This window comes from Streptomyces sp. NBC_00091, from assembly GCF_026343185.1.
In the GTDB taxonomy this organism is placed as follows: domain Bacteria; phylum Actinomycetota; class Actinomycetes; order Streptomycetales; family Streptomycetaceae; genus Streptomyces.
Genome location: NZ_JAPEMA010000001.1, coordinates 1,171,098 through 1,192,927 on the forward strand (window position 1 = coordinate 1,171,098; position 21,830 = coordinate 1,192,927).

Below are 21,830 nucleotides of genomic sequence, written 5' to 3' on the forward strand. Positions count from 1 at the left end.
GCCATGGCGGCTTCGGATGCGCACTTGAGATTAACACTACCGGATCCAACAGACATTCCCCCTCTCAATCACCGGCAATCGCCCCGCCGGGGCGGGCGGCCTGCCCGGCCGCCCACCCCGGCGGGCCGTGTCTCTAGGACACGGGCTGACCGCCCTGGGCGCCCAGCGGAAGGACGCTCGCGCCCGCGGCGTCGAGGGCGAGCCGGTTGGCCGCCCACCCCTCGCCCGCGAGCTGCGCGACCTTGTCGGCCGCGCCGTTGTCGACCAGCGCGAGGACCGTGGGGCCCGCGCCGGAGATGACCGCGGGGATGCCGTCCGCCCGCAGCCGGTTGACGAGTGCCACGCTCTCCGGCATCGCCGGGGAGCGGTACTCCTGGTGCAGCCGGTCCTCGGTGGCGGGCAGCAGGAACTCGGGACGCCTGGTCATGGCCTCCACGAGCAGGCCCGCGCGGCCCGCGTTCACGGCCGCGTCCACATGCGGGACGGTGCGCGGCAGCAGGCCCCGCGCGGTTTCGGTCAGGACCGGCTTCGAGGGCACGAAGACCACCGGAACGATGGAATCGGCGGGGTCCATCCGGATCGCCTTGGCGCTGCCCCCGTCCATCCAGGCCAGGGTGAAGCCGCCGAGCAGGCAGGCGGCGACGTTGTCGGGGTGGCCCTCGATCTCGGTGGCCAGTTCCAGCAGCGCCGCGTCGTCGAGCTTGGCCTCCCCGCCTATGGTCACGGCGCGGGCGGCGACGATGCCGGCGCAGATCGCGGCGGAGGAGGAGCCCAGGCCCCGGCCGTGCGGGATGCGGTTGGCGCAGACGACCTCGAGGCCGCGCGGCTGCCCGCCCAGCAGGTCGAAGGCGGTGCGCATGGAGCGTACGAGGAGGTGGCTCTCGTCCCGCGGGAGGGTGTCGGCACCCTCACCCGCGATGTCGATGTTCAGGCCGGAGTCGGCCACCCGGACGACCACGTCGTCGTAGAGCCCCAGGGCCAGGCCGAGGGCATCGAAGCCGGGGCCGAGGTTGGCACTGCTGGCGGGGACGCGCACCCGTACGGCGGCGGCGCGGAACGCTGGACCTGCCATCGGTCGATGACACTCCTTGTGACTGTGCGGGATCCGGCTGCTGTGCGGGATCTTCGCTGCGAATGTACTGGAGAACGTACGACACCCGAAGGCCCTTGGGGCAGCACCGCGGTCATATGCGCGGTGGCGGATGTAAGTACAGCGTATCGAAGGAAGGTTCTCTCGCGACATAGGGCGCACAGGAGGCGCACGATGCGTGTCGGCGCCTTCCGGTGGTTTCCCCCGGATACCGCTGCTTCCGGTGCCGTACGGCCCGGGTTGCCGGATTCCGGGGGCTTCCGGAATCCGGCAACGGGGCGTGGAGCCCCCGTTGCCGGGGGCCCGGGGTCAGATCAGGCCGAGACGGATGGCCGCGGCCTCGGCGTCCACCGGGACGGTGACCGGCTGCGGAGCCCCGGCGACGGCCCAGTCGGGGTCCTTGAGGCCGTTGCCGGTGACGGTGCACACGATCGTCTGGCCGGGGTCGACCAGACCGGCCTCGGCGGCCTTCAGCAGACCGGCGACCGAAGCGGCCGAGGCAGGCTCGACGAAGACGCCCTCCTGCGCGGCCAACAGCCGGTAGGCGGCCAGGATCTGGCGGTCCGTCACCTCGTCGATGAAGCCACCCGACTCGTCACGGGCCGCGAGGGCGTAGTCCCAGGAGGCCGGGTTGCCGATCCGGATCGCGGTGGCGATGGTGTGCGGCTCCTTGACGATCTCGCCGCGCACGATCGGCGCGGAGCCGGAGGCCTGGAAACCCCACACGCGGGGCGTACGGGAGGCCAGGCCATCGACCTTGTACTCCTTGAAGCCCTTCCAGTACGCGGTGATGTTGCCGGCGTTGCCGACGGGCAGCACATGGATGTCGGGGGCGTCGCCGAGCGCGTCGACGATCTCGAACGCGGCCGTCTTCTGGCCCTCGATGCGCACCGGGTTGACGGAATTGACCAGCGCCACCGGGTAGTTGTCGGACAGCGCGCGGGCCAGGTCCAGGCAGTCGTCGAAGTTGCCGTCGACCTGAAGGATCTTGGCGCCGTGGATCAGCGCCTGGCCCATCTTGCCGAGCGCGATCTTGCCGCGGGGCACGAGGACGGCGGACACCATGCCGGCGCGCACCGCGTATGCGGCGGCGGAGGCCGAGGTGTTGCCCGTGGAGGCACAGATGACGGCCTTGGCGCCGTCCTCCTTGGCCTTGCTGATGGCCATGGTCATGCCGCGGTCCTTGAAGGACCCGGTGGGGTTGGCACCCTCGACCTTGAGGTGGACCTCGCAGCCGGTGCGCTCGGAGAGCACCTGGGCGGGGACGAGGGGAGTGCCGCCCTCGCGGAGCGTGACCACGGGGGTCGCGTCCGTCACCGGCAGCCGGTCACGGTACTCCTCGATGATGCCGCGCCACTGGTGGGTGCGATTGCTGCTCATGGGTCCTTACTCCCCTTCAACACGCATGATGCTGGCCACGCCGCGCACGGTGTCCAGCTTCCGCAGCGCCTCGACGGTCCCGGAAAGGGCGGAGTCGGGTGCGCGGTGGGTGACGACGACGAGGGAGGCCTCATTGCCGACCCCGTCCGGACGTCCTTGCTGTCGTACCGTGTCGATCGACACGCCGTGCTCCGCGAAGGTGGTCGCCACCTGGGCCAGGACACCCGGCTTGTCCGCCACGTCGAGGCTGATGTGGTAGCGGGTGACGACATCCCCCATGGGGCTGACCGGCAGCTGGGTGTACGCCGACTCGCCGGGCCCCGTTGCCTCGGCGAGCTTGTTGCGGCAGACGGCGACGAGGTCGCCGAGGACCGCGGAGGCGGTCGGCGAGCCACCCGCGCCGGGCCCGTAGAACATGAGCCGCCCGGCGGCCTCGGCCTCGACGAAGACGGCGTTGTACGCCTCGCGGACGGAGGCGAGCGGGTGGCTGAGCGGGATCATCGCCGGGTGGACGCGGGCGGTCACCGACTGCCCGTCCGCGGCGCGCTCCAGGATCGCCAGGAGCTTGATGGTGCAGCCCATCCGCTTGGCGGAGGCGAAGTCGGCGGCGCTGACCTCGGTCATGCCCTCACGGTAGACGTCGTCGAGGCGGACCCGGGTGTGGAAGGCGATGCCGGCCAGGATCGCGGCCTTGGCGGCGGCGTCGTAGCCCTCCACGTCGGCGGTGGGGTCGGCCTCGGCGTACCCGAGGGCGGTGGCCTCGTCGAGCGCCTCCTGGTAGCCGGCGCCGGTCGAGTCCATCTTGTCGAGGATGAAGTTCGTCGTGCCGTTGACGATGCCCATCACCCGGTTGATCTTGTCGCCGGCGAGGGACTCGCGCATCGGGCGGACCAGCGGGATGGCGCCGGCCACGGCGGCCTCGTAGTACAGGTCCAGCCCGTGCTGCTCGGCCGCGGCGTGCAGGGCGGCGCCGTCCTGGGCGAGCAGCGCCTTGTTCGCGGAGACGACGGAGATGCCGTGCTCGAAGGCGGTGGTGATCAGGGTGCGGGCGGGCTCGATGCCGCCGATGACCTCGATGGCCACGTCGATGTCGCCCCGTTTGAGGAGGGCGGTCGCGTCCGTGGTGATCAGCGACGGGTCGATGCCCTCGCGCACCTTGGAGGGACGGCGCACAGCCACGCCGGCGAGTTCGACGGGCGCGCCGATCCTGGCTGTCAGATCGTCGGCGTGCGTCGTCATGATGCGCGCCACCTCTGAGCCGACCACTCCACAGCCCAGCAGCGCCACCTTCAGCGGACGCGTACGCATCATTCGACCTACGCCTTTCGATCTTTCTTCGCTCCCCGGCGCGCGGTTTGCGCGTCAGGTATGAACCAGTCTCACTCAATGGACAGAAGATTCCATCTCCGGTCCATTGAGTGAGACGTGGACTGAGACGTCTACACGCCTATTTTGGGGGTCTGGGGGCTTTTCCCAGAAACATGGGGTTCATCCGAGGTCGAGGGACAGGAGATCTTCTTCCGTCTCGCGGCGGACGATCACCCGCGCCTGTCCGTCGCGCACGGCGACGACGGGCGGGCGCAGCGCGTGGTTGTAGTTGCTGGCCATGGAGCGGCAGTACGCCCCGGTGGCGGGCACGGCGAGGAGGTCGCCGGGCGCCAGGTCGGCGGGGAGGAAGGCGTCCTTCACGACGATGTCACCGCTCTCGCAGTGCTTGCCGACGACGCGGACGAGCATGGGCTCGGCGTCGGAGACCCGGGAGACCAGGGTGACTGCGTACTCGGCGTCGTAGAGGGCGGTGCGGATGTTGTCGGACATGCCGCCGTCGACGGAGACGTACGTACGCAGCCCCTCGAGCGGCTTGATGGTGCCGACCTCGTAGAGGGTGAAGGCCGTCGGCCCGACGATGGCGCGGCCGGGCTCGACGGAGATCCGGGGCGCCTTGAGGCCGGCGCTCTCGCACTCCCGCGCCACGATCTCGGTGAGGGCCTTGGCGATCTCGTGCGGCTCGCGCGGGTCGTCGGAGGAGGTGTAGGCGATGCCGAGGCCGCCGCCGAGGTCGATCTCGGGGAGCTCGACGCCGTGCTCGTCGCGTACGGCGGCCAGCAGCCGGATCACCCGCTTGGCGGACACCTCGAAGCCGGCCATGTCGAAGATCTGGGAGCCGATGTGGGAGTGGACGCCGAGCAGCTCGAGGGAGTCGTGCCCGAGGGCCCGGCGTACGGCCTCGGCGGCGGACCCGTCCGCCACCGCGATCCCGAACTTCTGGTCCTCGTGGGCCGTCGCGATGAACTCGTGCGTGTGCGCCTCGACGCCCACCGTCACGCGGATCTGCACGGGCTGGCGTACGCCCAGCTCGCGGGCGATGTGCGCGACGCGGGCGATCTCCTGGAAGGAGTCGAGCACGATCCGCCCGACGCCGGCCGTGATGGCCCGGCGGATCTCGCCCTCGGACTTGTTGTTGCCGTGGAAGGCGATCCGCGCGGCGGGCATCTCGGCGGCGAGGGCGGTGGCCAGCTCCCCGCCGGAGCACACGTCGAGGTTCAGCCCTTCTTCCTTCAGCCACTTCACGACGGCCTTGGAGAGGAAGGCCTTCCCCGCGTAGAACACATCCGCTTCCTTGCCGAAGGCGTGCGCCCAGGCGCGGCAGCGGGCCCGGAAGTCCTCCTCGTCGAGGAAGTAGGCGGGGGTCCCGAACTCCTCGGCGAGCCGCGTCACTTCGATGCCGCCGACGCACGCCACGCCCTCGTCGTCGCGCCTGACGGTCCTGGACCACACCTTCTCGTCGAGCGCGTTCAGGTCGGCGGGCGGCGGGGCGTAGTGGCCCTCGGGCAGGACGTCGGCGTGGCGGGGCCCGGCGGGGTGCGCGGAACGGCTCATCAAAATCTCTCTTCGCGTGTCACAGGAAGTCGGGGGCGTCTATGCCGAGGAGGGCGAGGCCGCCTGCCAGCACCGTCCCGGCGGCTTCGGCGAGTGCCAGCCGGGCGCGGTGGGCGGCCGAGGGTTTCTCGTCCCCCTGGGGCAGGACCTGGTGCTGGAAGTCGAGGAGCGCGTCGGCGACGGCGACGAGGTGCCGGGTGAGCCGCTCGGGGGCCTGGTGGTGCGCGGCGGCTTCGAGGGCGAGGGGGTACTCGGCGAGGGCGCGCAGCAGTTCGCGGCCTTCCGGACTGTCCCCCGGTTCCCCCCGGAAGCCGAGGCGGGCGGCGTTCCTGCCAAGGGCACGGGCGCGTGTGTACGCATACCGCACGCGGAAGAACTCGCTGGACTCGTCCTGGACGAGGAGGCCGGGCGTGAAGGAGGGGGTCTCGCGGGCGGGTACGGCGAGCATGGCCCAGGCCGCGGCGTCCGCCCCGTACGCCGCCACCACGTCCCCGTCCCGCCGGGCGACGGGCGCGACCCGGAGCTCCGGGCCCCCTCGCCTGCCCTGGCTCGCTTCGATCCTCTCCACCGCCCCGCGGACGACCCGCTCGCGCGGTTCCCCGTCGGGGGCGTGGCCGTAGCGGAGGCCGCGCGCGCGGATGTCGTGTACGAGTCCGGCGGCGGGGGTGGGCGCGAGGGTGAAGTTCAGGAACCCGGCTCCGGTGATCTCCACGCTCTCGATCCCGGGCTCGTCGGCGAGCAGCCGGCCGGCGAGCACCCGGGCCACCTCGCGGGGCTCGCGCCGGGCGCTCTTCGCCACCTGGAGGGCGACGGGGGTGGCGTACTCCCCCACTCCGCCGGGTCGGGTCCGCTCGACGACCACCCGCTCCGGCACGTTTCCGGCCAGCTCCCCGCCCTCGACGGCACGTCGTACGGCTTGTACGACGGCACGAGAGAGGTCGGCGGGGATCACGGAACCCAGCCTAGGGGAGAAGCCCCTTCCCCATGCATCGGGTTTCGCCATATGAACAGGGGCGGCCCGCGCCGCCCCGCTCAGGCCCCTCGGCCGGCCCTCCCGGCCCGGCCGGCGGGGGCGCCCTTCCGCTCGACGAGGCGCCGTACGACCCTCACCAGCTCGGCGGGCTCGAACGGCTTGGCGACGAACGCATCCACCCCGGCGGCGATCCCCGCCTCGACCTCGTGCTGCGTACAGGCGCTCACGATGGCCACGGGCACGTGCCGGGTCCGCGGATCGGCCCGCAACTGCGCGGCGGCCCCGAACCCGTCCAGCCGTGGCATGACCACGTCGAGGGTGATCGCATCGGGGCACACGCGATGGACGACGTCCAGACACTCGGCACCATCGCTCGCGGTCACGACCTCGAAGCCCTCCAGCTCGAGATTGACCTTGATCAGCTGCCGGATGACCTTGTTGTCGTCGACAACAAGCACCCGGCCCGAGGCGCCTGGCACAAGTCGAGAGTAGGTCGCCCTAAGCCCCCGCGTCCGGGTTTTTGCCACTTCCACCCCCTCCGGGCGACCGACCTCCCCCTCCCCCTCAAATCGGTTCCTGATCACCCTGCGGAAGCTGGTAGTGTTCAACCCGTCGCCGCAACGCGAACGACACGCCCCCGTAGCTCAGGGGATAGAGCAACGGCCTCCGGAGCCGTGTGCGCAGGTTCGAATCCTGCCGGGGGCACTTCGCGAGGAGTGCTAAAGAAGCCTCTGACCTGCAGAAATGCAAGTCAGAGGCTTTCTTGTTCATGCCAAAAGACACGCGGCCGGTGTGACCGTTGCACTTTCTAGCACCTTGCCTCTCACACGTCCCTGACCTGCGCTTTTGCCCCGACGCGTCTACGAGATCGGGCGCGCCCGACCGCGTGAAACCGGCTCGCGCGGGAGATGCGTGGGACGCAAGGTCTACGCGGACCGCTTGATTCTCCATGAGAATCATGACGGTCCCTCAGTTGCACTCGTCCAGAAGCGCGTCGATGCGTCTGTTCGCGAGGGCCTGGCGCCCATAAAGGCACTTCGCATACCGGGTCATGAGGACCTCCACGCTGCTCCCAGCCCGTTCGGCGGCTTGGGTGGGATCGACGCCGGCGTTCAGCCAGGTGGACAGGGCCGAGTGCCGCAGATCGTAGGGGCGGGAGTTCGTGCGGGAGTGGCACCGTACGCGTGCCTCCCGGCGGGCGACTCTTCAGACCGCGCAGGTCGTGATTTCGTCCGCTGTCGGTCCACTTCTTGCCTACGGAGGGGCGGGTGGCATGAAGGACCACGGCGCCTCACCCTTCCGTCGGCAGTTCGCAGTCCGGCAAGGTAACCGCCACGGCTTCGGCCGGCCGCAGCCCCCCGTAGTACATCCCGGCGAAGAGGCCGACCAGCCTCCGCCCCCGTGCCCGCCCGTAACCACCGACGTAGGAGACCGCACAGAGCAGGTTCCGGGCCTGCTGGGGATTGACGACCACCCGGGGATCGACCTGCTGGACGGTTTCGGTGCTGCGCCAGCTGATGTTGGCCAGTGGATCGGCGCGGAGCTGACCTAGCTCGATCGCGTACCGCACCGCGTTCACGAACGTCATCCGCTTGCGCCGCTGCGTCTCGGCAGCCGCAACCGTGCCGCCCCTCTTCAGCCGGAGGGCCTGCAGCACACCCCGCATCACGGCTGGGTCCAGCAGGTCATCCAGGGGGCGTGAAGCCCGGGCGACCCAGTCCAGGGCAAACCGCACCTCTGTGGGTGCCTTGCGCACATCGGGACGAGGCACCACGAACGCCCAGTTTCGCAACGCCCGCCGCAACAACTCGTCATCCGGCCGGCCTCGCGTCCTTCGGAGCATGGCCTCGGTGATCGAGCACAGAGCATCGTTGGTCTCGCTCCGGGTCTTCGCCGCGACCTGCACCCAGCGCGCCTCCAGATATTCGAGCGAGAAGGCGTACCAGCTGATGAGGGCCGGACCACGCCCCTTCCTCGCCCGGCCGAAGTCATCAGCGGCGGCTTCCCTGACCGCCCGGACCAACGAGGACCCGATCTCCTCGGCCAGCGCCCTGACATCCTCACCCTCCCCCGCCTCGCGCCTCCGGCGGGACTGCGCGGCGACCACCGCCTTCGGCACGCGCCCCTTCTTGGGGCCACCTCATACCCGGCCTACCGCACTCCGCATGGCACCCACCACCTCTCTCCAGGTCAACGCAGCACCTGCGCCAGCCATGCCAGCCGGAAACCGCCGTGGCAGGTAGGCCGCCAAGGCGCGCTTGCCCTGGCCCGCGCCGACGACCTACGCCCCCCTCGGCGGCTCCGTCAGCGCAGCGCGGGATCTCCATCGCCGCGGATCGGGCCAAAGCAGGTTGAAGGAAAACTTCAAATCTGGCAGACTCGACCTGAATCGAAGTCCAGAGTTTGACTGGAGGCACGAATGCCCATGCGCCCCATCAGCGTCGACGACGAAGTGTTCGCTTTCCTACAAAGCCACGGTGAGCCCCTCGTGGATACGCCCAATGACGTTCTTCGGCGCCTCCTCCTCGATGACAGTGCCCCCGCCGCGGAACGGCGCCCCGGGGATCTGGCCCCACTCATCGAGGCAGGACTGCTCAAGGCCGGGGACGTGCTCGTCCACCACCAGCCCCGCCGGGGCCTGACCCACGAGGCGATCGTGACGGCCGACGGGTGGATCGAGATCGAGGACGGCCGCGCCTTCTCCAAACCGTCCCCGGCGCTCAAGGCTCAGACCGGCACCGAGATCAACGGCTACGGCAAGTACGTCCTCAAGGAGCGGCCCGAAGTGCGGCTGCAGGACCTCCGCGAGCAGGCGCGGGGCCAGGCCTGATGGCGACACACCTGATCATCATCAGCGACCGTGAACCCCTGGGCTGGGTGCTTGAGAACCAGCGCATGGCCTTTCCCGAAGGGCGCGTCGGCTCCGTTCCGGGCAAGGGTGACGAAGTCCTCCTCTACACGACGCGGGGGTGCTTTCGGAGCCCGACCAAGGACCGCGGCCGGGTGATGGGACTCGCCACGGTCACCTCCGAGGTGACGGCCCTTCCCGAGCCCGTCTCGTTCGGCGAACGGCGGTTCGCATCGGGCTGCACGTTGCGCGTTCACGGCCTGGCCCCCCACCGCGAGGGCGTGGTGCTCGCCGATCTGGTCTCCCAGTTGGAGGTCTTCCCCGACCCCCGCCACTGGAGCGTCCGCATGCGCAGGGCCGCGCTCCCGCTCCCCGACGCGGACGCCGGATTCCTGCGGCGCGAGCTCCAGCCGCTCCTGCGCCCCTACCCCTCGGTCATCAGCGCGTACCTGAGCGAATCTGACCGATCTGGCTGATCTTCCGGACGGCCGCCGTAAACTTGCCGACAAGCTGTGTGCGCTGTCGGCCGGACGCGGCCGTCCGGTACATCCGACCACTCCGGGCCCGTCCGCATCGCCGATGTGATCCCGAGTTCGCCACGGGTGGGGGATGGAAGCACGATGAACAAGCTGAACGACACAGACCCGACCGCTCTGGGCCCGTTCCGGCTGCTCGCAGTGCTCGGACAGGGCGGGATGGGCCGTACGTACCTGGGCCGCCGACTCCCCCTGGACAACCTCGGCCCCGAGCACGAGGCCGGCTATCACCTCACGGGTTCCGAAGAGGACACCGAGCCCGTCCTCGCGGCCGTCAAGGTCATCAAGCCGTCCATGCTGCGGGACAGCACGGAGAACTCCGAGGAGAAGGCCCGGGCCCGCTTCGCGCAGGAGATCGAAACGATGCGCACGGTCGTCAGCGCCCGGGTTCCCGCCTTCCTCGGTGCCGACGCGGAAGCCGAACGGCCCTGGCTGGCCATGGACTACGTGCACGGCCCCACCCTCCACAAGTTCGTCCACACCGTCGGGCCCCTCGGTCTCGGCCCCTATGCGGCGCTCGGTCTCGCGCTGGTCGACGCCCTGCGGGCCATCCACGGTGTGAAGCTGCTGCACCGCGACCTCAAGCCGGGCAACATCGCCATGGGGCCGGCCGGCCCCGTCGTGCTCGACTTCGGTCTCGCGGTCCTGACCGACCGGGACAGCAACGGAGCCCTCACCAAGACCGGCGTCGGCATCGGGACTCCCTCCTACATGTCGCTGGAGCAGGCGACCGACACCAAGCACGTCAAGGAGCCGGCGGACATCTACGCCCTCGGAGCGGTCCTCTTCTTCGCCGCCGCGCAGCGGCCTCCCTACCCGTACGGTCCGGCGGCCGCGGAGCCGAGCTGGGACGGGGTGCTTCCGGCTTGCGTGCCCCTCCTGGCCAAGATTCTGGTCCCGCTGCCGAGCGCGCGTCCGTCGCTCGACGCGGTCGAGGAGAGCCTGCTCCAGCTACTGGCGCACAACGGGCTGACCCCCGAAGCGGCAGACGGTGAACTCCGCGACCTGGTCGCGGGCTCGGGCCTGATCCCGGAGCTGCCCGAGGAAGCCGTGGCCGACCATGCCGACCCGCAGGCGCAGAAAGCGGCTCAGCAGGCAGTCGACCACCAGGTCGCCCCTGACGAGCCCTCGGCCGACGACGGCCCGGACTTCTACAGACAGTTCTTCGGCGACGCCGAGGAGCCGGTCGTCGTGCCCGCCCCGCCGCCGGCGGTCCCCGTCGAGTACGTGCCCACCGAGCCCGACCCGAAGGCGAGCCCCGCGCCGGCGCCGTTCGTCCCGAACCAGCCGACGGTCAGCAGCTACCGGCTCGCTCCCCCGCAGCCTCCGGCGGTGCCGAAACCCACACCCGCCCCCGAGGCACCGCCCGCCGCGCTCAGGGCCGCCGAGCGCCTGCGCAAGGCGTACGCCCACAGCGGCCGCCTCTGACCCCCGGTGGGTCCGACCGGCGAGATCAGGTCACAAGGCCCCCGTCCACAGGAGCGTCCCGCCCCTAGGGTTGGCACATGGCCGCCTCGGGTGTTCAACCGCGTGGACGCCCTTGCCCCAGCACAGAATCACGCTCACGCGAGTACGTCGTGTGTGCGTGGCACGTCGAAAGGACCGCCCGCCATGCCCGACGCAGCGCCCGACCTCCTTTCGGGCCCGCCCCCGGCGGGGACCGTGATCGAGGTCCGTGACGAGGAGTGGCTGGTCCGCAGCAGCAGTGTGGTCCGCCCCGGCGAGTTCCTGATCGAGGCCACCGGTGCCTCGGATCTCGTCCGCGGACACCAGGCGCGCTTCCTCACCTCGCTCGACGGGATGCCCCGCGTCCTGCGGCCCGAGGACACTGCCCTCGTACCCGACCCCTCGAAGGGGTACCGGCTCAGCCGCCTCTTCCTGGAGGCCGTGCTGCGCAAGACCCCGCTCCCCCAGATCGAGCGCGGTCTCGCTCTGACGGACGGATTCCTGCTGGACCGCATGGACTATCAGTTGCGGCCCGCGGTGAAGGCACTCGCGAACCCGCTGCGCCCCAGGCTGCTGATCGGCGATGTCGTCGGTCTCGGCAAGACGTTGGAGATCGGCATCCTGCTCGGTGAGCTGATCCGGCGGGGCCGCGGCGAGCGGATCCTCGTCGTGACCCCCGCTCCCGTGTTGGAGCAGTTCCAGCACGAGATGTGGACGCGTTTTTCGCTGCCGCTGGTGCGACTCGACAGCGTGGGCATCTCCCGTATCGAGCGCAAGATTCCGGTCGGCCGGAACCCGTTCACGTACTACAAGCGCGTCATCGTCTCGATGGACACGCTGAAGAACGCCAAGCGCTACGGGCCGTGGCTGCAGAACATCGAGTGGGACGCCGTCGTCATCGACGAGTCGCACAATCTGATGAGCCGGAGCAGCGACCGCCGTGTCCTCGCGGATCTCCTGGCCAAGCAGACGGACGCCCTGATCCTGGCCAGTGCCACACCGCACAACGGTGACATGCGCGCCTTCACCGGGCTGGTCCGGCTGCTCGACCCGATGGCGGTCAAGGATCCCGCGCAGCCGAAGGCGGAGGAGCTGCACCACCTCATGCTGCGCCGTACCAAGGTCAGCGAGGAGGTCGCCGAGGCCCTGGAGGGCTCCTGGGCGCCGCGTGGCGAGTCGCGCCCCGTCTACTGCGAGGCGAGCGAACTGGAGGAACAGGTCTTCGCCGAGCTGGCCCGCTCCTGGCTGACGAACCCGGACGCCAAGGGCGCCGACCACCTCTTCCCCTACGTGCTGCTCAAGTCCTTCCTGTCCTCACACCGCGCCCTCTTTGCCACTGCCCGCGAGCGGCTCGCCAAGCTGGGCCACGCCCTGCCCGAGGGCCACAAGAAGGTCGCCGAGCCATCCCTCACCGGCTCGCAGGCGCACTCCCCCGTACCCGAGGTCGCCTCCCTGCTGCGGCTGACCGAGCTGGCCCGCGAGATCGAGCGGGCCTCCGCAGACGGGCTCGGATCGACGACCAAGCTCGCGGGCCTCGTCGACCATCTACGCGGCATTGGTGTCAAGGCCGGCAGCTCCACCCGGGCGGTGGTCTTTTCCGAGCGCCGCGAGACACTCGACTGGCTCGGACTTGTGCTGCCCCCACTGCTGGGCTGGCGCGGGGAGGCAGCCGAGTCTGCCGTCAAGGTGATGCACAGCGATGTCTCCGACACCGTGCAGATGGACTACGTCGACGAGTTCGCGCGGGCCGGCGGCGACATCCGGCTGCTGCTGACCGGCGACGGCGCGTCCGAGGGCGTCAACCTGCACCGGCAGTGCCACCACCTCGTCCACTGGGACCTGCCGTGGAGCCTGATTCGCGTCGAGCAGCGCAACGGCCGCATCGACCGGTACGGACAGACCCGCAGCCCCGAGTTCCGCGCCATGATCCTCAAGAGCGGCACGGAGGGTGCACTCGACGACCGGACCATCGCGGAGAAGGTCCTCGCCCGCGAGGCGAAGGTCCACCAGGTGCTGGGCGCCGTCGAGGCGGCGACGAAGGAGAACGACTGGGGCAAGGAGGAGCGCCGGGTGATGGAGGCCCTGCTCCGCCAGGCCACCCCGGAGGAAGCCGTACGGGACCTCGTGGCCGTCGCGTTGGAGCCGGAGGAGAACGGGGACCACGACGATGTGGACACCGTGCTTCCCATCGAGCGCCAGACGATGAGCGAGTTCGGCACCGGCCCGGACTTCGACGGGCCCACCGACTTCGAGGATTCCGGCTTCGACATCGACCTCGACGCCGATTTCGACGCTGATTTCGACCTCGACCTGGACGACATCGGCCCGGCCGAGCCCAACCCGTCGGCCTCGGACGCGCCCGGCCCCGCGCCCGCGGCCGGCCGCTCCTCCTCCGACATCCCCACCGTGAACGGACTTCGCCTCTTCGACGCCGAGTCGGCGGAGCGGAACCGGCACGAGTTCGTGCTCACCGGGCTGGACGAGCTCGCCGAGCTGGAGTCCTTCCGACTGAAGACCGCCAGTTCCGGCACGGACCTCAGTTTCGACACCCCCGAGGACCTCGCCGACCGCCTCGGCGTCCTCCCGCCGGGATATCTGCGGGACCAGAACATCACCCACCGGATGAAGCTGACCTTCAGCCGCGAGGACGCCGCCGACTCCCTCAAGCGCGCCCGCGAGGACTCAGGGTCCTCCTCCCTGTGGCCCGACGCCCACTACGTCGGCGAACTGCACCCCGTCATCGAGTGGATCACCGACAAGGTGCTGGTCCAGCTCGGCCGCCAGCAGGCCCGCGTCCTCCAGGTCTCCCCCGAGGCCGCCCCCGTCCCGGTGGTCCTCACCCAGGGCGTGTGGTCCAACGCGGAGGGCCGCCCGACCGTGGTGGCCTGGCTGGCGATCGACCGGCTCGACAGCCCCGAGCCCCGGGTGCGCGAGCTCACCCCGGCTCTCCTCGCGGACTTCGGCATCGGCCCCGGCATGGCCGACCACTACACGGCCGGGGACCTGGCCCCGCTCCAGCAGTTGGTCCCCCAGGCCGTGTCCGAGACCCGGCGTGAGCTCAAGAAGCTGGCCGCGGTCGCCGACAAGGAAGTGGACGCCCCACTGCGCGCCTACGAGGAGCGCGTCAGCATCTGGCGGCAGACCTCACTGCCCGGCTTCGACGGCGGCCGCACCGCCCGCGACGAGGCAGCCGACCGGCTGGCGACGGCCGCCGCCCGGCTGCGGACCTCCGGCGACCCGATGATCCGGGTACTGGCCGTGCTGGAGCCCGGAGCATGACCCACCAGGGCCACCCCTACGCGTACATGAACAGCCGCAGCAGGAACAGCGAGCAGGAGCAGCAGGCGTGACGTTCGACTCCCTGATCAACGAGAGCGAGTACTTCCCCTCGTTCTACCTGGACGACATCCTGCCCAAGCAGCTCGCAGCCGGCCCGCTGAAGGAGTGGGCCGCGATGGAGCGCCAGGGGCAGGCCACGCCCCGGCAGAGTCTGCGCGACCTGACCCGCCCGTACATGGACGTACGGGCAGTCCTCGGAGCCGACGCGGAGAAGTACAACCCCCTGCCGTACGCGCGCGCCGTCGCCGCCCAGGAAGCGGCAGCGGCCGTACTGAAGGCCCTCGGTCCGGAGGCTGAGGCTCCGGCCTTTCAGCCTTCCCCGGCTCCTCCCACACCCGGGGAATCCGACAACTCCCTCGAAGGCGAGTGGCGGGCAGCCCTGGCCGGCTGGCACACGCGGGTGCTGGAGGCCCTCGGCTTCGTACCCGCGCCCGGTCACTTCACGGTCCGCACTCCGACCGGCCAGGTCGCCGCGCCGGTGGCCCACCACGAGCCGGGCATCGTGGTCCTGGCCGGCGGCTTCGCCGAGGACCTGGACGCCACCCGGGGTGACGGTCACGCCAACCGGCTGCCCGCGCCCGTCCGGGTGTCCGCGTCCAAGACGCTGACCACGGTCCGCGAGCTGGCCTCCTGGCTGCTGAACGGCGAGAACGCTCCGCGCTACGCCCTCCTGCTCTTCGGCGGCATCATCATCCTGGCCGACCGCGAGGCGTTCTCCCGGGGCCGCTACCTCGCCGTGAACCTGGACACGGCCCTGCCCCGCAAGGCCGCCAAGGGCGCGAAGGCGAACGAGATCGACCTGATCGCGGCGATCTTCGCCGCGTCCTCGCTGCGCCCCGGCGACGACGGCTCGGACGACGAGATCGCAAAGCTGGTGGCGGAGTCCCGGGACCACTCGGTGGGGGTGACCGCCGAACTGAGGGTGGGCCTGCAGAAGTCCGTCCAGCTGATCGCGAACGAGGTCCTGGAGCTCGCCCGCGCCGAGCACGGCGTCCACCCGGAGGACCTCCCGGAGTGGCTGCCGGAGGTCCTCAAGGAGCCCGGCGACCTGCCGAGGCTCCTCACCGAGGAGTCGCTGCGCTACCTGTACCGGATCCTGTTCCTGCTGTACGCGGAGGCGCGGCCCGAGCTCAGCATCCTGCCGGTGAAGAGCGAGGAGTACGCGACCGGCTACAGCGTGGCCCGGCTGCGGGAGCTCGTGGTCCAGGAGAAGCTGGGCAGCGGCTCCCGGCACGGTCACCACTTCCACGAGTCACTGGCCCTGCTCTTCGAGAAGGTGTTCACCGGCCACCCCGTGGCCGACACGGTCACCAGCCGGGACACCGTACGCGAGGAGGCGCCGGCGCTCGCCGAGGACGACGGCTACGAGGGCGTCCGCATCGAGGCCCTGCGCTCCCGGCTCTTCGACCCCGAGTCGATACACCTCGTCGGCAAGAAGATCGCCTACCCGTACGGTGAGCGTCCGGACGGCTCCCCGGCCCCCGCCCGGCCGCTGGACCTCCGGCTGCGCAACAAGGTGCTGCACCAAGTCCTGCGCCACCTCACCCTCGTGGAGGGACGCGGCAAGAGCCGGGGCGGCTTCATCAGCTACGCCAACCTCAGCATCAACCACCTGGGCGCGGTGTACGAGGGACTGATGTCGTACACCGGTTTCATCGCCACGGAGGCGCTGTACGAGGTCGCCAAGGGCGGGAACCCGGAGGGCGGCTCCTGGCTGATCACGGCCAGTCAGGTGCGGTCGGGGCTGTACGCGGACACGGCGGGCGACAGCGTCTTCGTCAAGGAGGGCATCGACCCAGAGACGGGTGAGCCGGCTTCGGTCATCTACCCGGTCGGGTCGTACGTCTACCGGCTCGCCGGACGCGACCGGCAGACCAGCGCCTCGTACTACACGCCGGAGTCCCTGACCCAGGCGACGGTCGAGCAGACGCTGCGGTTCCGGCTGGACGACGACGGGGAGATCGATCCCCGCGAGCCGGAGAAGTCGCCGAAGCTGGCGGTCACGGCGGCGGAGGTACTGCGCTGGCGGGTGTGCGAACCGGCCCTGGGGTCGGGGGCGTTCCTCAACGAGGCCGTCAACCAGCTTTCGGAGCTGTACCTGAAGCTGGCGCAGCACGAGCAGGGCGAGCAGATCGACCCGGAGGATTACCCGCGCGAGCTGCAGAAGGTGAAGGCGTACATTGCCCTGCACAACGCGTACGGGGTCGACCTCAACAAGACGGCGGTGGAGCTGGCGGAGATCTCTCTGTGGCTCAACACCATGTACCCGGGGATGCGGGCGCCTTGGTACGGGCTTCACCTGCACCGGGGCAACTCGCTGATCGGGGCCGCGCGGAAGATCTACCCCGGGCAGACGCTGAGCAAGGGCGGCTGGCTGAAGGCCTCGGATCAGGAGGCGCCGAGGGTGGTACCGCTGACGGAGAAGCTGCCGGGGCGGTCCGTGCACCAGTTCCTGGTACCGGCGCTGGGGTGGGGGTCGGTCGGCGAGTCGGTGTCGGTGCGCAAGAGCACCGGCCAGAGTGTGGTGGCGGGCGCGGTCGCGGACTGGCTGGAGCCGGAGCTCATCGAGGCGATGAAGAAGTGGCGCTCGGGCATCCGGCGCTCGCCGAAGGGCGCGCCGAAGAAGGGCGCGGAGAAGGCTCCGACGACGAAGGCGAAGACGATCGCGGCGGAGGAGCGCTCCGGCCAGGGGGCCTTCGACCTGGGCCTGCCGATCTGGGACCAGCCCGGCTTCGATTCCGTGGAGGCGGAGGCCCCTTCGAAGGCCTCGAAGCCCGCGAAGGCGGTGGCTGCAGCCCCGGAGGAAGACGATGCGGGGACCGGCCGCTACCAGACCAGCCGGCTGCGGGCGCTCGCGGAGCGGGTGGAGTACCTGTGGGACCTGGTTCAGCTGCGGCTGAAGCTGTCCGAGCAGGAGATCTCGCGCGGGATCCCGGTGTGGGGAGCTGCGCAGGGTAGCGCGGAGCAGTCCGGTCCGGTCATGGACCGGGACGCGGTCCGGCAGGCGCTGCGGGTGGAGGGCAGCCCCTACTGGCGGCTCAAGCAGGTCATGGATGCGTGGTGCGCGCTGTGGTTCTGGCCGCTGGAGGAGGTGTCGCTGCTGGACGGGTCCGCGCCGGATTACTTCCTCGGCGACCGGGACCTCAAGAAGATCAAGAAGGGCGGCGGCCAAGACCGGAAAGTGGCCCTGAGGTCGCTGGACGACTGGATCGAGTTCGCCGAGGCCCTCGTCGGGAGCGTGGACGTCGACTCGGGCGAGGGCGCGAGCACACTGTTCGTGATCCCGGAGGTCAAGGACCTCAAGGATCTCGACCTCGTGGAGAAGACCCTCGACGAGAAGATGATCGAGCTGTCGGCCTGGGTGGAATTCTCGAATGTCGGGGACCTCTTCCCGTGGCACGGGACGGCCGTCCGCATCGCGAAGGAGCGCGGCTTCTTCCACTGGGAGCTGGACCTCGCGCACGTCTTCGCGGAGGGCGGCTTCGACCTGATGGTGGGTAACCCGCCGTGGGTTCGGCAGGAGTGGGACGAGAGCGGTGTCCTCGCGGAGCTTGAGCCGTGGTTCGTGCTGGGTGAGATGCCCGCTGATGCCACACGTAGCGAGCACATTCAGCGGCTCATGGAAGTACCTGAGCATCGATCGTTCTATCTCAGCGAACTTGAGGCCGTCGCAGGCGTGTCCGAGTTCTTGGCCTCGCCTGACGCCTACCCAGAGCTGGTTGGAACGCGACCAGACATGTACCGGGCTTTCATGTTGCTTTCGTGGAAGGCGACTGGCGAACCAGGTGTCGCGGGATTGATTCACCCCTCAACGCACCTGACCGGCACGAAGGAAGGACCGCTGCGTCAGGCAACCTACAAGCACCTTCGCCTGCACGCGGACTTCGTGAATGAGCTGTACCTGTTCGCCAGGCCGGTCGATCACAGCACTCACTTCAGCGTGAATATCTACGGGAGAGAACAAGAGATCCGGTTCCAGCACCTCAGCTGGCTCGTTCACCCTTTGGTGCTTTCCGGTTCCCTGCGCCATGACGGGGCGGGTGACACACCAGGCATCAAGCACAACAGCACCTGGGACCGGCGGCCACACAAGAACCGGGTCGTCACTGTGGACCGTGCGACCCTCGCGGACTGGCAGGAGTTGGCTGGCGACGAGGAGCCGCCGCCCATCGAGGAGACGAAACTACTCTTCCCAGTGACTATTTCAGAGGAATCTGCAATCTCCGCGCTGGCTGATTGGTCACACCGACTTGGCGGACTCAAGCCGCGAATCAGTTCCGGCTTCAACGAAAAGACAGACCGAACTGCGGGCTACTTCACATGGGACTCCGGACCAGCCCAGAGCTGGAACGACGTGATCCTTCAAGGGCCCTTCTTCGGCATCGCCACGCCGTTCGCCAAGCGTCCCATCGAGGGTGCCCGAACTTCTCTTCAGGTAGAGGCCTGGGATCCGAACGGCTTGACCGAGGATGAGATCCCACGCACAAACTACCGCCCATCAACCGACCGGAAGACTATTGTCGCCAAGCAAGATCGCTGGCTCGATTATGGGCGTTTCGCGCAACTCCGGAGAGATCCCGCCGCAATCGCAGCAGCAAAACTCGACGTAGATGCGAACGATCAGGAAATGGGCGCCGCTGAACGCACCCAGGCTGCCCTTTCTTTGCTCCGGGCAGCAAGCATGCGCCCCTACTCCGAGTTTTACCGTGCGGCTTGGCGTGAGATGATCTCTTCGAATACCGAGAGGAGCCTCTTCGTCAGCATGATCCCGCCGGGTGCCGCTCACATCCATGCGGTGCGCAGCTCCGCCCTGGGTACGAATACAGAGACTGCACTGATGGCAGGGTTCTTCGCCTCTCTCCCGCTCGACTATGCCCTCAGAATTTCAGGGAGGGGCCACCTTGACATCTCCGACGCAAGCGTCATGCCTGGCCCAACCCCTAACCACCCCTTGTCGTCCGCTCTCTTGCTCCGCACCCTGCGACTAAACTGCCAAACCGCGGCATACAGTGACCTCTGGAACGAAATCTTCGACCGCAGCTGGGGGGCCGAAAGCTGGGCTGCCAGCTTGATCTGGCCTTCGGCTTTGGCCCCGATCGCCGCTACCAGCTCTCCCACTTGGTCTTGGGGCACACCCCTCCGTACTGATTTCGAGCGGCGCGCCGCGCTCGTGGAGATCGACGCGCTCGTGGCGGTGTGGCTCGGGATCAGCGCAGACGAGCTCGTTGCCATGTACCGAGCCCGGTTCCCCGTGCTCCAGCAGTACGAGGAGAACATGTGGTTCGACGCGACCGGGCGGCGGATCGCCAAAGCGCATCAGCAACACGGTTACGGCCAGCCCAAGGACGCCTGGAAGCAGCTCAGCTCGCACGAGAACTTCCCGCTCGAAGCGACCGTGCCCGACGGGTATGAAGGGCCGCTCTACCGGGCGAACCGCGTGGAGGAGATGCGGGCCGCACACGCAGAGTTTACGCGGCGGCTGCGGGCGGCCGGCTGGGAGCCCGGGGACGCCGAGGCACCTGGCTCAGCCCAGCAGTAGGACGGGCTGAGGATGCTCGGAGCCCTGCCGCGCTGACACAGGCGGCAGGGCTCCGGGCGAAGAGGACCGGTCAGACCAGGCGAGTGGCGGCGAGGGCTACCAGGCCCGTCCACGCCTCCGGCGACACCCTGACGATCGGGCCCGCGAGGTCCTTCGAGTCCCGGACGTGCACGGAGTCGCAAGTGGTCGCGACCTCCACGCACTCGCCGCCGCCACCACCGCTGTAACTGCTCTTGAACCAGGCCGACTCCGGCACCGCTGATCCGCTGCTCTGAACAGTCATCTCTCTCCCAGCAGTTTCTCGATGAACACCGACGACTCACGCGGGGTGAGCGCCTGTGACCGCAGGATGCCATAGCGGGATTCGAGCTCGTGGATCTTTGCTCGCCCGGTGTACAGGCGACTGTCGTCCTGTACTTCGGTGTACCCGATGCGCTGGCCCTTCGCCGTGTCGATCAGGTTGAACGGACCACCGAGTCCTGCATGGTCCTCCCTGTCCACCGGCATCACCTGGACCTCCACATTGCGCTTCTGGCCCAGCAGCAGGATCTGCTCCAGTTGCCCGATCATGGTCTCCCGCCCACCGATCGGCCTGCGGAGAACAAACTCCTCGATCACGAAGCTCAGGAGCGGCACCGGCCGACGATCGTAGATCGCCTGCCGGGCCAGGCGGGCCGCCAGACGCTGCTCGATGACGTCATCGTCCAGCAACGGACGCTGCATCCGAAAGACCGCCCGCGCGTACTCCTCCGTCTGAAGCAACCCTGGCACCGCGATCGCGGCATACACCCGAAGGGCTACGGCCTTCGCCTCGAACCCCGCCGCGTCCCGGAAGAACGCCGGATACTGCGCCCGAGCCATCTCCTCCTTCAGGGTTTTCAACACACCCCCGGCGCCCAGCACCTCATCCGCCCGGTCGATGAAATCCGGCTGCGGAATGCGTCGCCCCTGCTCGTACGAGGCGATGGTCGAGGCCGAGTACCCGAGCCGCGCCCCGAGTTCGGCCCGCTCCATCCCCGCCGCCACCCGTACCAGCTTCAACAGCTGCCCGAACGCCGTGACGACCCCCGACCCGGGATCATCCTCCGGACGCTGGTCCTCCGGCCCGCCCTCCGGCCCAAGACCTTCTTCCACCGGCCCCACCACCCGTCCGACACGCACTGGCCCACGTACAGGTCACGCATCACCGCGTACAAGCAGCCCGCGTCAGTGCGTCACGGCTGGTCACGCTACGCCACCGCCGGAAGGGTTGTCCGCATGATGGAACAACCCGACGCCCCGGCCACCCTCACCCAACTCAGCAACCCCACCCATCACTTCAGCATGCGTTTCAGCTCCACCCCACGCGGCGCCCGCCTCGCCCGGCGTCTCGCTGCCGTTCGCCTGGACGCGTGGGGGCACCCGTACGACTCGGCCACCCACCACGACGTCACGCTGATCGTCGCCGAGCTGTGCGCCAACGCCGTCCGCCACGGCCACGTACCCGGCCGGGACTTCCGTCTCCTGCTGGCCGGCACCCCCACCACCCTCCGTATCGAGGTCACCGACACCCGCACCGAACGCCTGCCCACGACCCGGACCCCGGCCACCCCCACCGCCCCGCTCCCCGAGTCCGGCCACGGCCTCCCCCTCATCGCCGCCCTCGCTGCCCGCTGGGCCTGGAGCCCCCGTGCCGACGGTGGGCCGGGGAAGACCGTCTGGGCGGAGTACGAGCTGCCGTAACCCCTCCCATCAGCCGGTTCCGGCCGAAACCGGCCGCGGTGTCAGACCTCGCGCGTAAGGTGGACGACATCATCGAC

Annotated in this window: 15 protein-coding genes and 1 tRNA gene; 7 read left to right on the forward strand and 9 right to left on the reverse strand. The window is 69.5% G+C overall.

Annotated elements, in window-relative coordinates; translation table 11 throughout:
• Window positions 1-133 precede the first annotated feature (133 nt).
• The 6 genes from thrB to OOK34_RS04970 all read right to left on the reverse strand — a co-directional run bounded on the left by thrB (window position 134) and on the right by OOK34_RS04970 (window position 6,850).
• Window positions 134-1,072, reverse strand: coding sequence for a homoserine kinase (gene thrB / locus OOK34_RS04945; RefSeq protein ID WP_267032634.1), 939 nt, complete (start codon window positions 1,070-1,072; stop codon window positions 134-136).
• A 327-nt stretch (window positions 1,073-1,399) separates the two neighbouring features.
• Window positions 1,400-2,470: a threonine synthase gene (thrC, locus tag OOK34_RS04950; protein ID WP_267032635.1), complete on the reverse strand. Its 1,071-nt coding sequence runs from the start codon at window positions 2,468-2,470 to the stop codon at window positions 1,400-1,402.
• A gap of 6 nt (window positions 2,471-2,476) precedes the next feature.
• On the reverse strand, window positions 2,477-3,781 hold the full coding sequence (locus OOK34_RS04955; protein ID WP_267032636.1) for a homoserine dehydrogenase: 1,305 nt from the start codon (window positions 3,779-3,781) through the stop codon (window positions 2,477-2,479).
• 177 nt (window positions 3,782-3,958) lie between these two features.
• On the reverse strand, window positions 3,959-5,350 hold the full coding sequence (gene lysA, locus OOK34_RS04960; RefSeq protein ID WP_267032637.1) for a diaminopimelate decarboxylase: 1,392 nt from the start codon (window positions 5,348-5,350) through the stop codon (window positions 3,959-3,961).
• A gap of 19 nt (window positions 5,351-5,369) precedes the next feature.
• On the reverse strand, window positions 5,370-6,302 hold the full coding sequence (gene nrtL / locus OOK34_RS04965) for an ArgS-related anticodon-binding protein NrtL (RefSeq protein WP_267032638.1): 933 nt from the start codon (window positions 6,300-6,302) through the stop codon (window positions 5,370-5,372).
• An 80-nt stretch (window positions 6,303-6,382) separates the two neighbouring features.
• Window positions 6,383-6,850, reverse strand: coding sequence for a response regulator (locus OOK34_RS04970; RefSeq protein WP_267032639.1), 468 nt, complete (start codon window positions 6,848-6,850; stop codon window positions 6,383-6,385).
• 106 nt (window positions 6,851-6,956) lie between these two features.
• Here OOK34_RS04970 and OOK34_RS04975 point away from each other — a divergent pair.
• A tRNA-Arg gene (locus tag OOK34_RS04975) sits at window positions 6,957-7,028 on the forward strand.
• Window positions 7,029-7,614: 586 nt separating this feature from the next.
• On the opposite strand, the gene OOK34_RS04980 is transcribed toward OOK34_RS04975, so the two are convergent.
• A complete protein-coding gene (locus tag OOK34_RS04980) occupies window positions 7,615-8,442 on the reverse strand; it encodes a hypothetical protein (RefSeq protein WP_267032640.1) in 828 nt (275 codons plus the stop codon).
• Between the two features lie 369 nt (window positions 8,443-8,811).
• On the opposite strand from OOK34_RS04980, the gene OOK34_RS04985 reads away from it, so the two are divergent.
• The 5 genes from OOK34_RS04985 (at window position 8,812) to OOK34_RS05005 (ending at window position 20,031) form a co-directional block, all read left to right on the forward strand.
• Window positions 8,812-9,153, forward strand: coding sequence for a hypothetical protein (locus OOK34_RS04985; RefSeq protein ID WP_323183396.1), 342 nt, complete (start codon window positions 8,812-8,814; stop codon window positions 9,151-9,153).
• A complete protein-coding gene (locus OOK34_RS04990; RefSeq protein ID WP_267032642.1) occupies window positions 9,153-9,647 on the forward strand; it encodes a hypothetical protein in 495 nt (164 codons plus the stop codon). The genes OOK34_RS04985 and OOK34_RS04990 overlap by 1 nt, the downstream gene beginning before the upstream one ends.
• 144 nt (window positions 9,648-9,791) lie before the next feature.
• The gene (locus OOK34_RS04995; RefSeq protein ID WP_267032643.1) at window positions 9,792-11,135 is read left to right on the forward strand and encodes a serine/threonine-protein kinase; all 1,344 of its coding nucleotides are present in this window, start codon (window positions 9,792-9,794) and stop codon (window positions 11,133-11,135) included.
• 183 nt (window positions 11,136-11,318) lie between these two features.
• Window positions 11,319-14,432, forward strand: coding sequence for a DEAD/DEAH box helicase (locus tag OOK34_RS05000; protein WP_267032644.1), 3,114 nt, complete (start codon window positions 11,319-11,321; stop codon window positions 14,430-14,432).
• Between the two features lie 175 nt (window positions 14,433-14,607).
• Window positions 14,608-20,031 (forward strand): DNA methyltransferase, encoded by a 5,424-nt coding sequence (locus tag OOK34_RS05005; RefSeq protein WP_267032645.1) that lies wholly within the window; start codon window positions 14,608-14,610, stop codon window positions 20,029-20,031.
• Window positions 20,032-20,101: 70 nt separating this feature from the next.
• Here OOK34_RS05005 and OOK34_RS05010 read toward each other — a convergent pair whose 3' ends face one another.
• Window positions 20,102-20,314, reverse strand: a complete 213-nt coding sequence (locus tag OOK34_RS05010; protein WP_267032646.1) for a DUF397 domain-containing protein — start codon at window positions 20,312-20,314, stop codon at window positions 20,102-20,104.
• Window positions 20,311-21,165 carry a helix-turn-helix transcriptional regulator gene (locus OOK34_RS05015; RefSeq protein WP_267032647.1) on the reverse strand — a complete coding sequence of 285 codons (855 nt, stop codon included), beginning with the start codon at window positions 21,163-21,165 and terminating at the stop codon, window positions 20,311-20,313. Before OOK34_RS05015 ends, OOK34_RS05010 begins: the two co-directional genes overlap by 4 nt.
• A 123-nt stretch (window positions 21,166-21,288) precedes the next feature.
• Here OOK34_RS05015 and OOK34_RS05020 point away from each other — a divergent pair, with 123 nt between their 5' ends.
• A complete protein-coding gene (locus OOK34_RS05020; RefSeq protein ID WP_267032648.1) occupies window positions 21,289-21,753 on the forward strand; it encodes an ATP-binding protein in 465 nt (154 codons plus the stop codon).
• The last annotated feature ends 77 nt before the right edge of the window (window positions 21,754-21,830 follow it).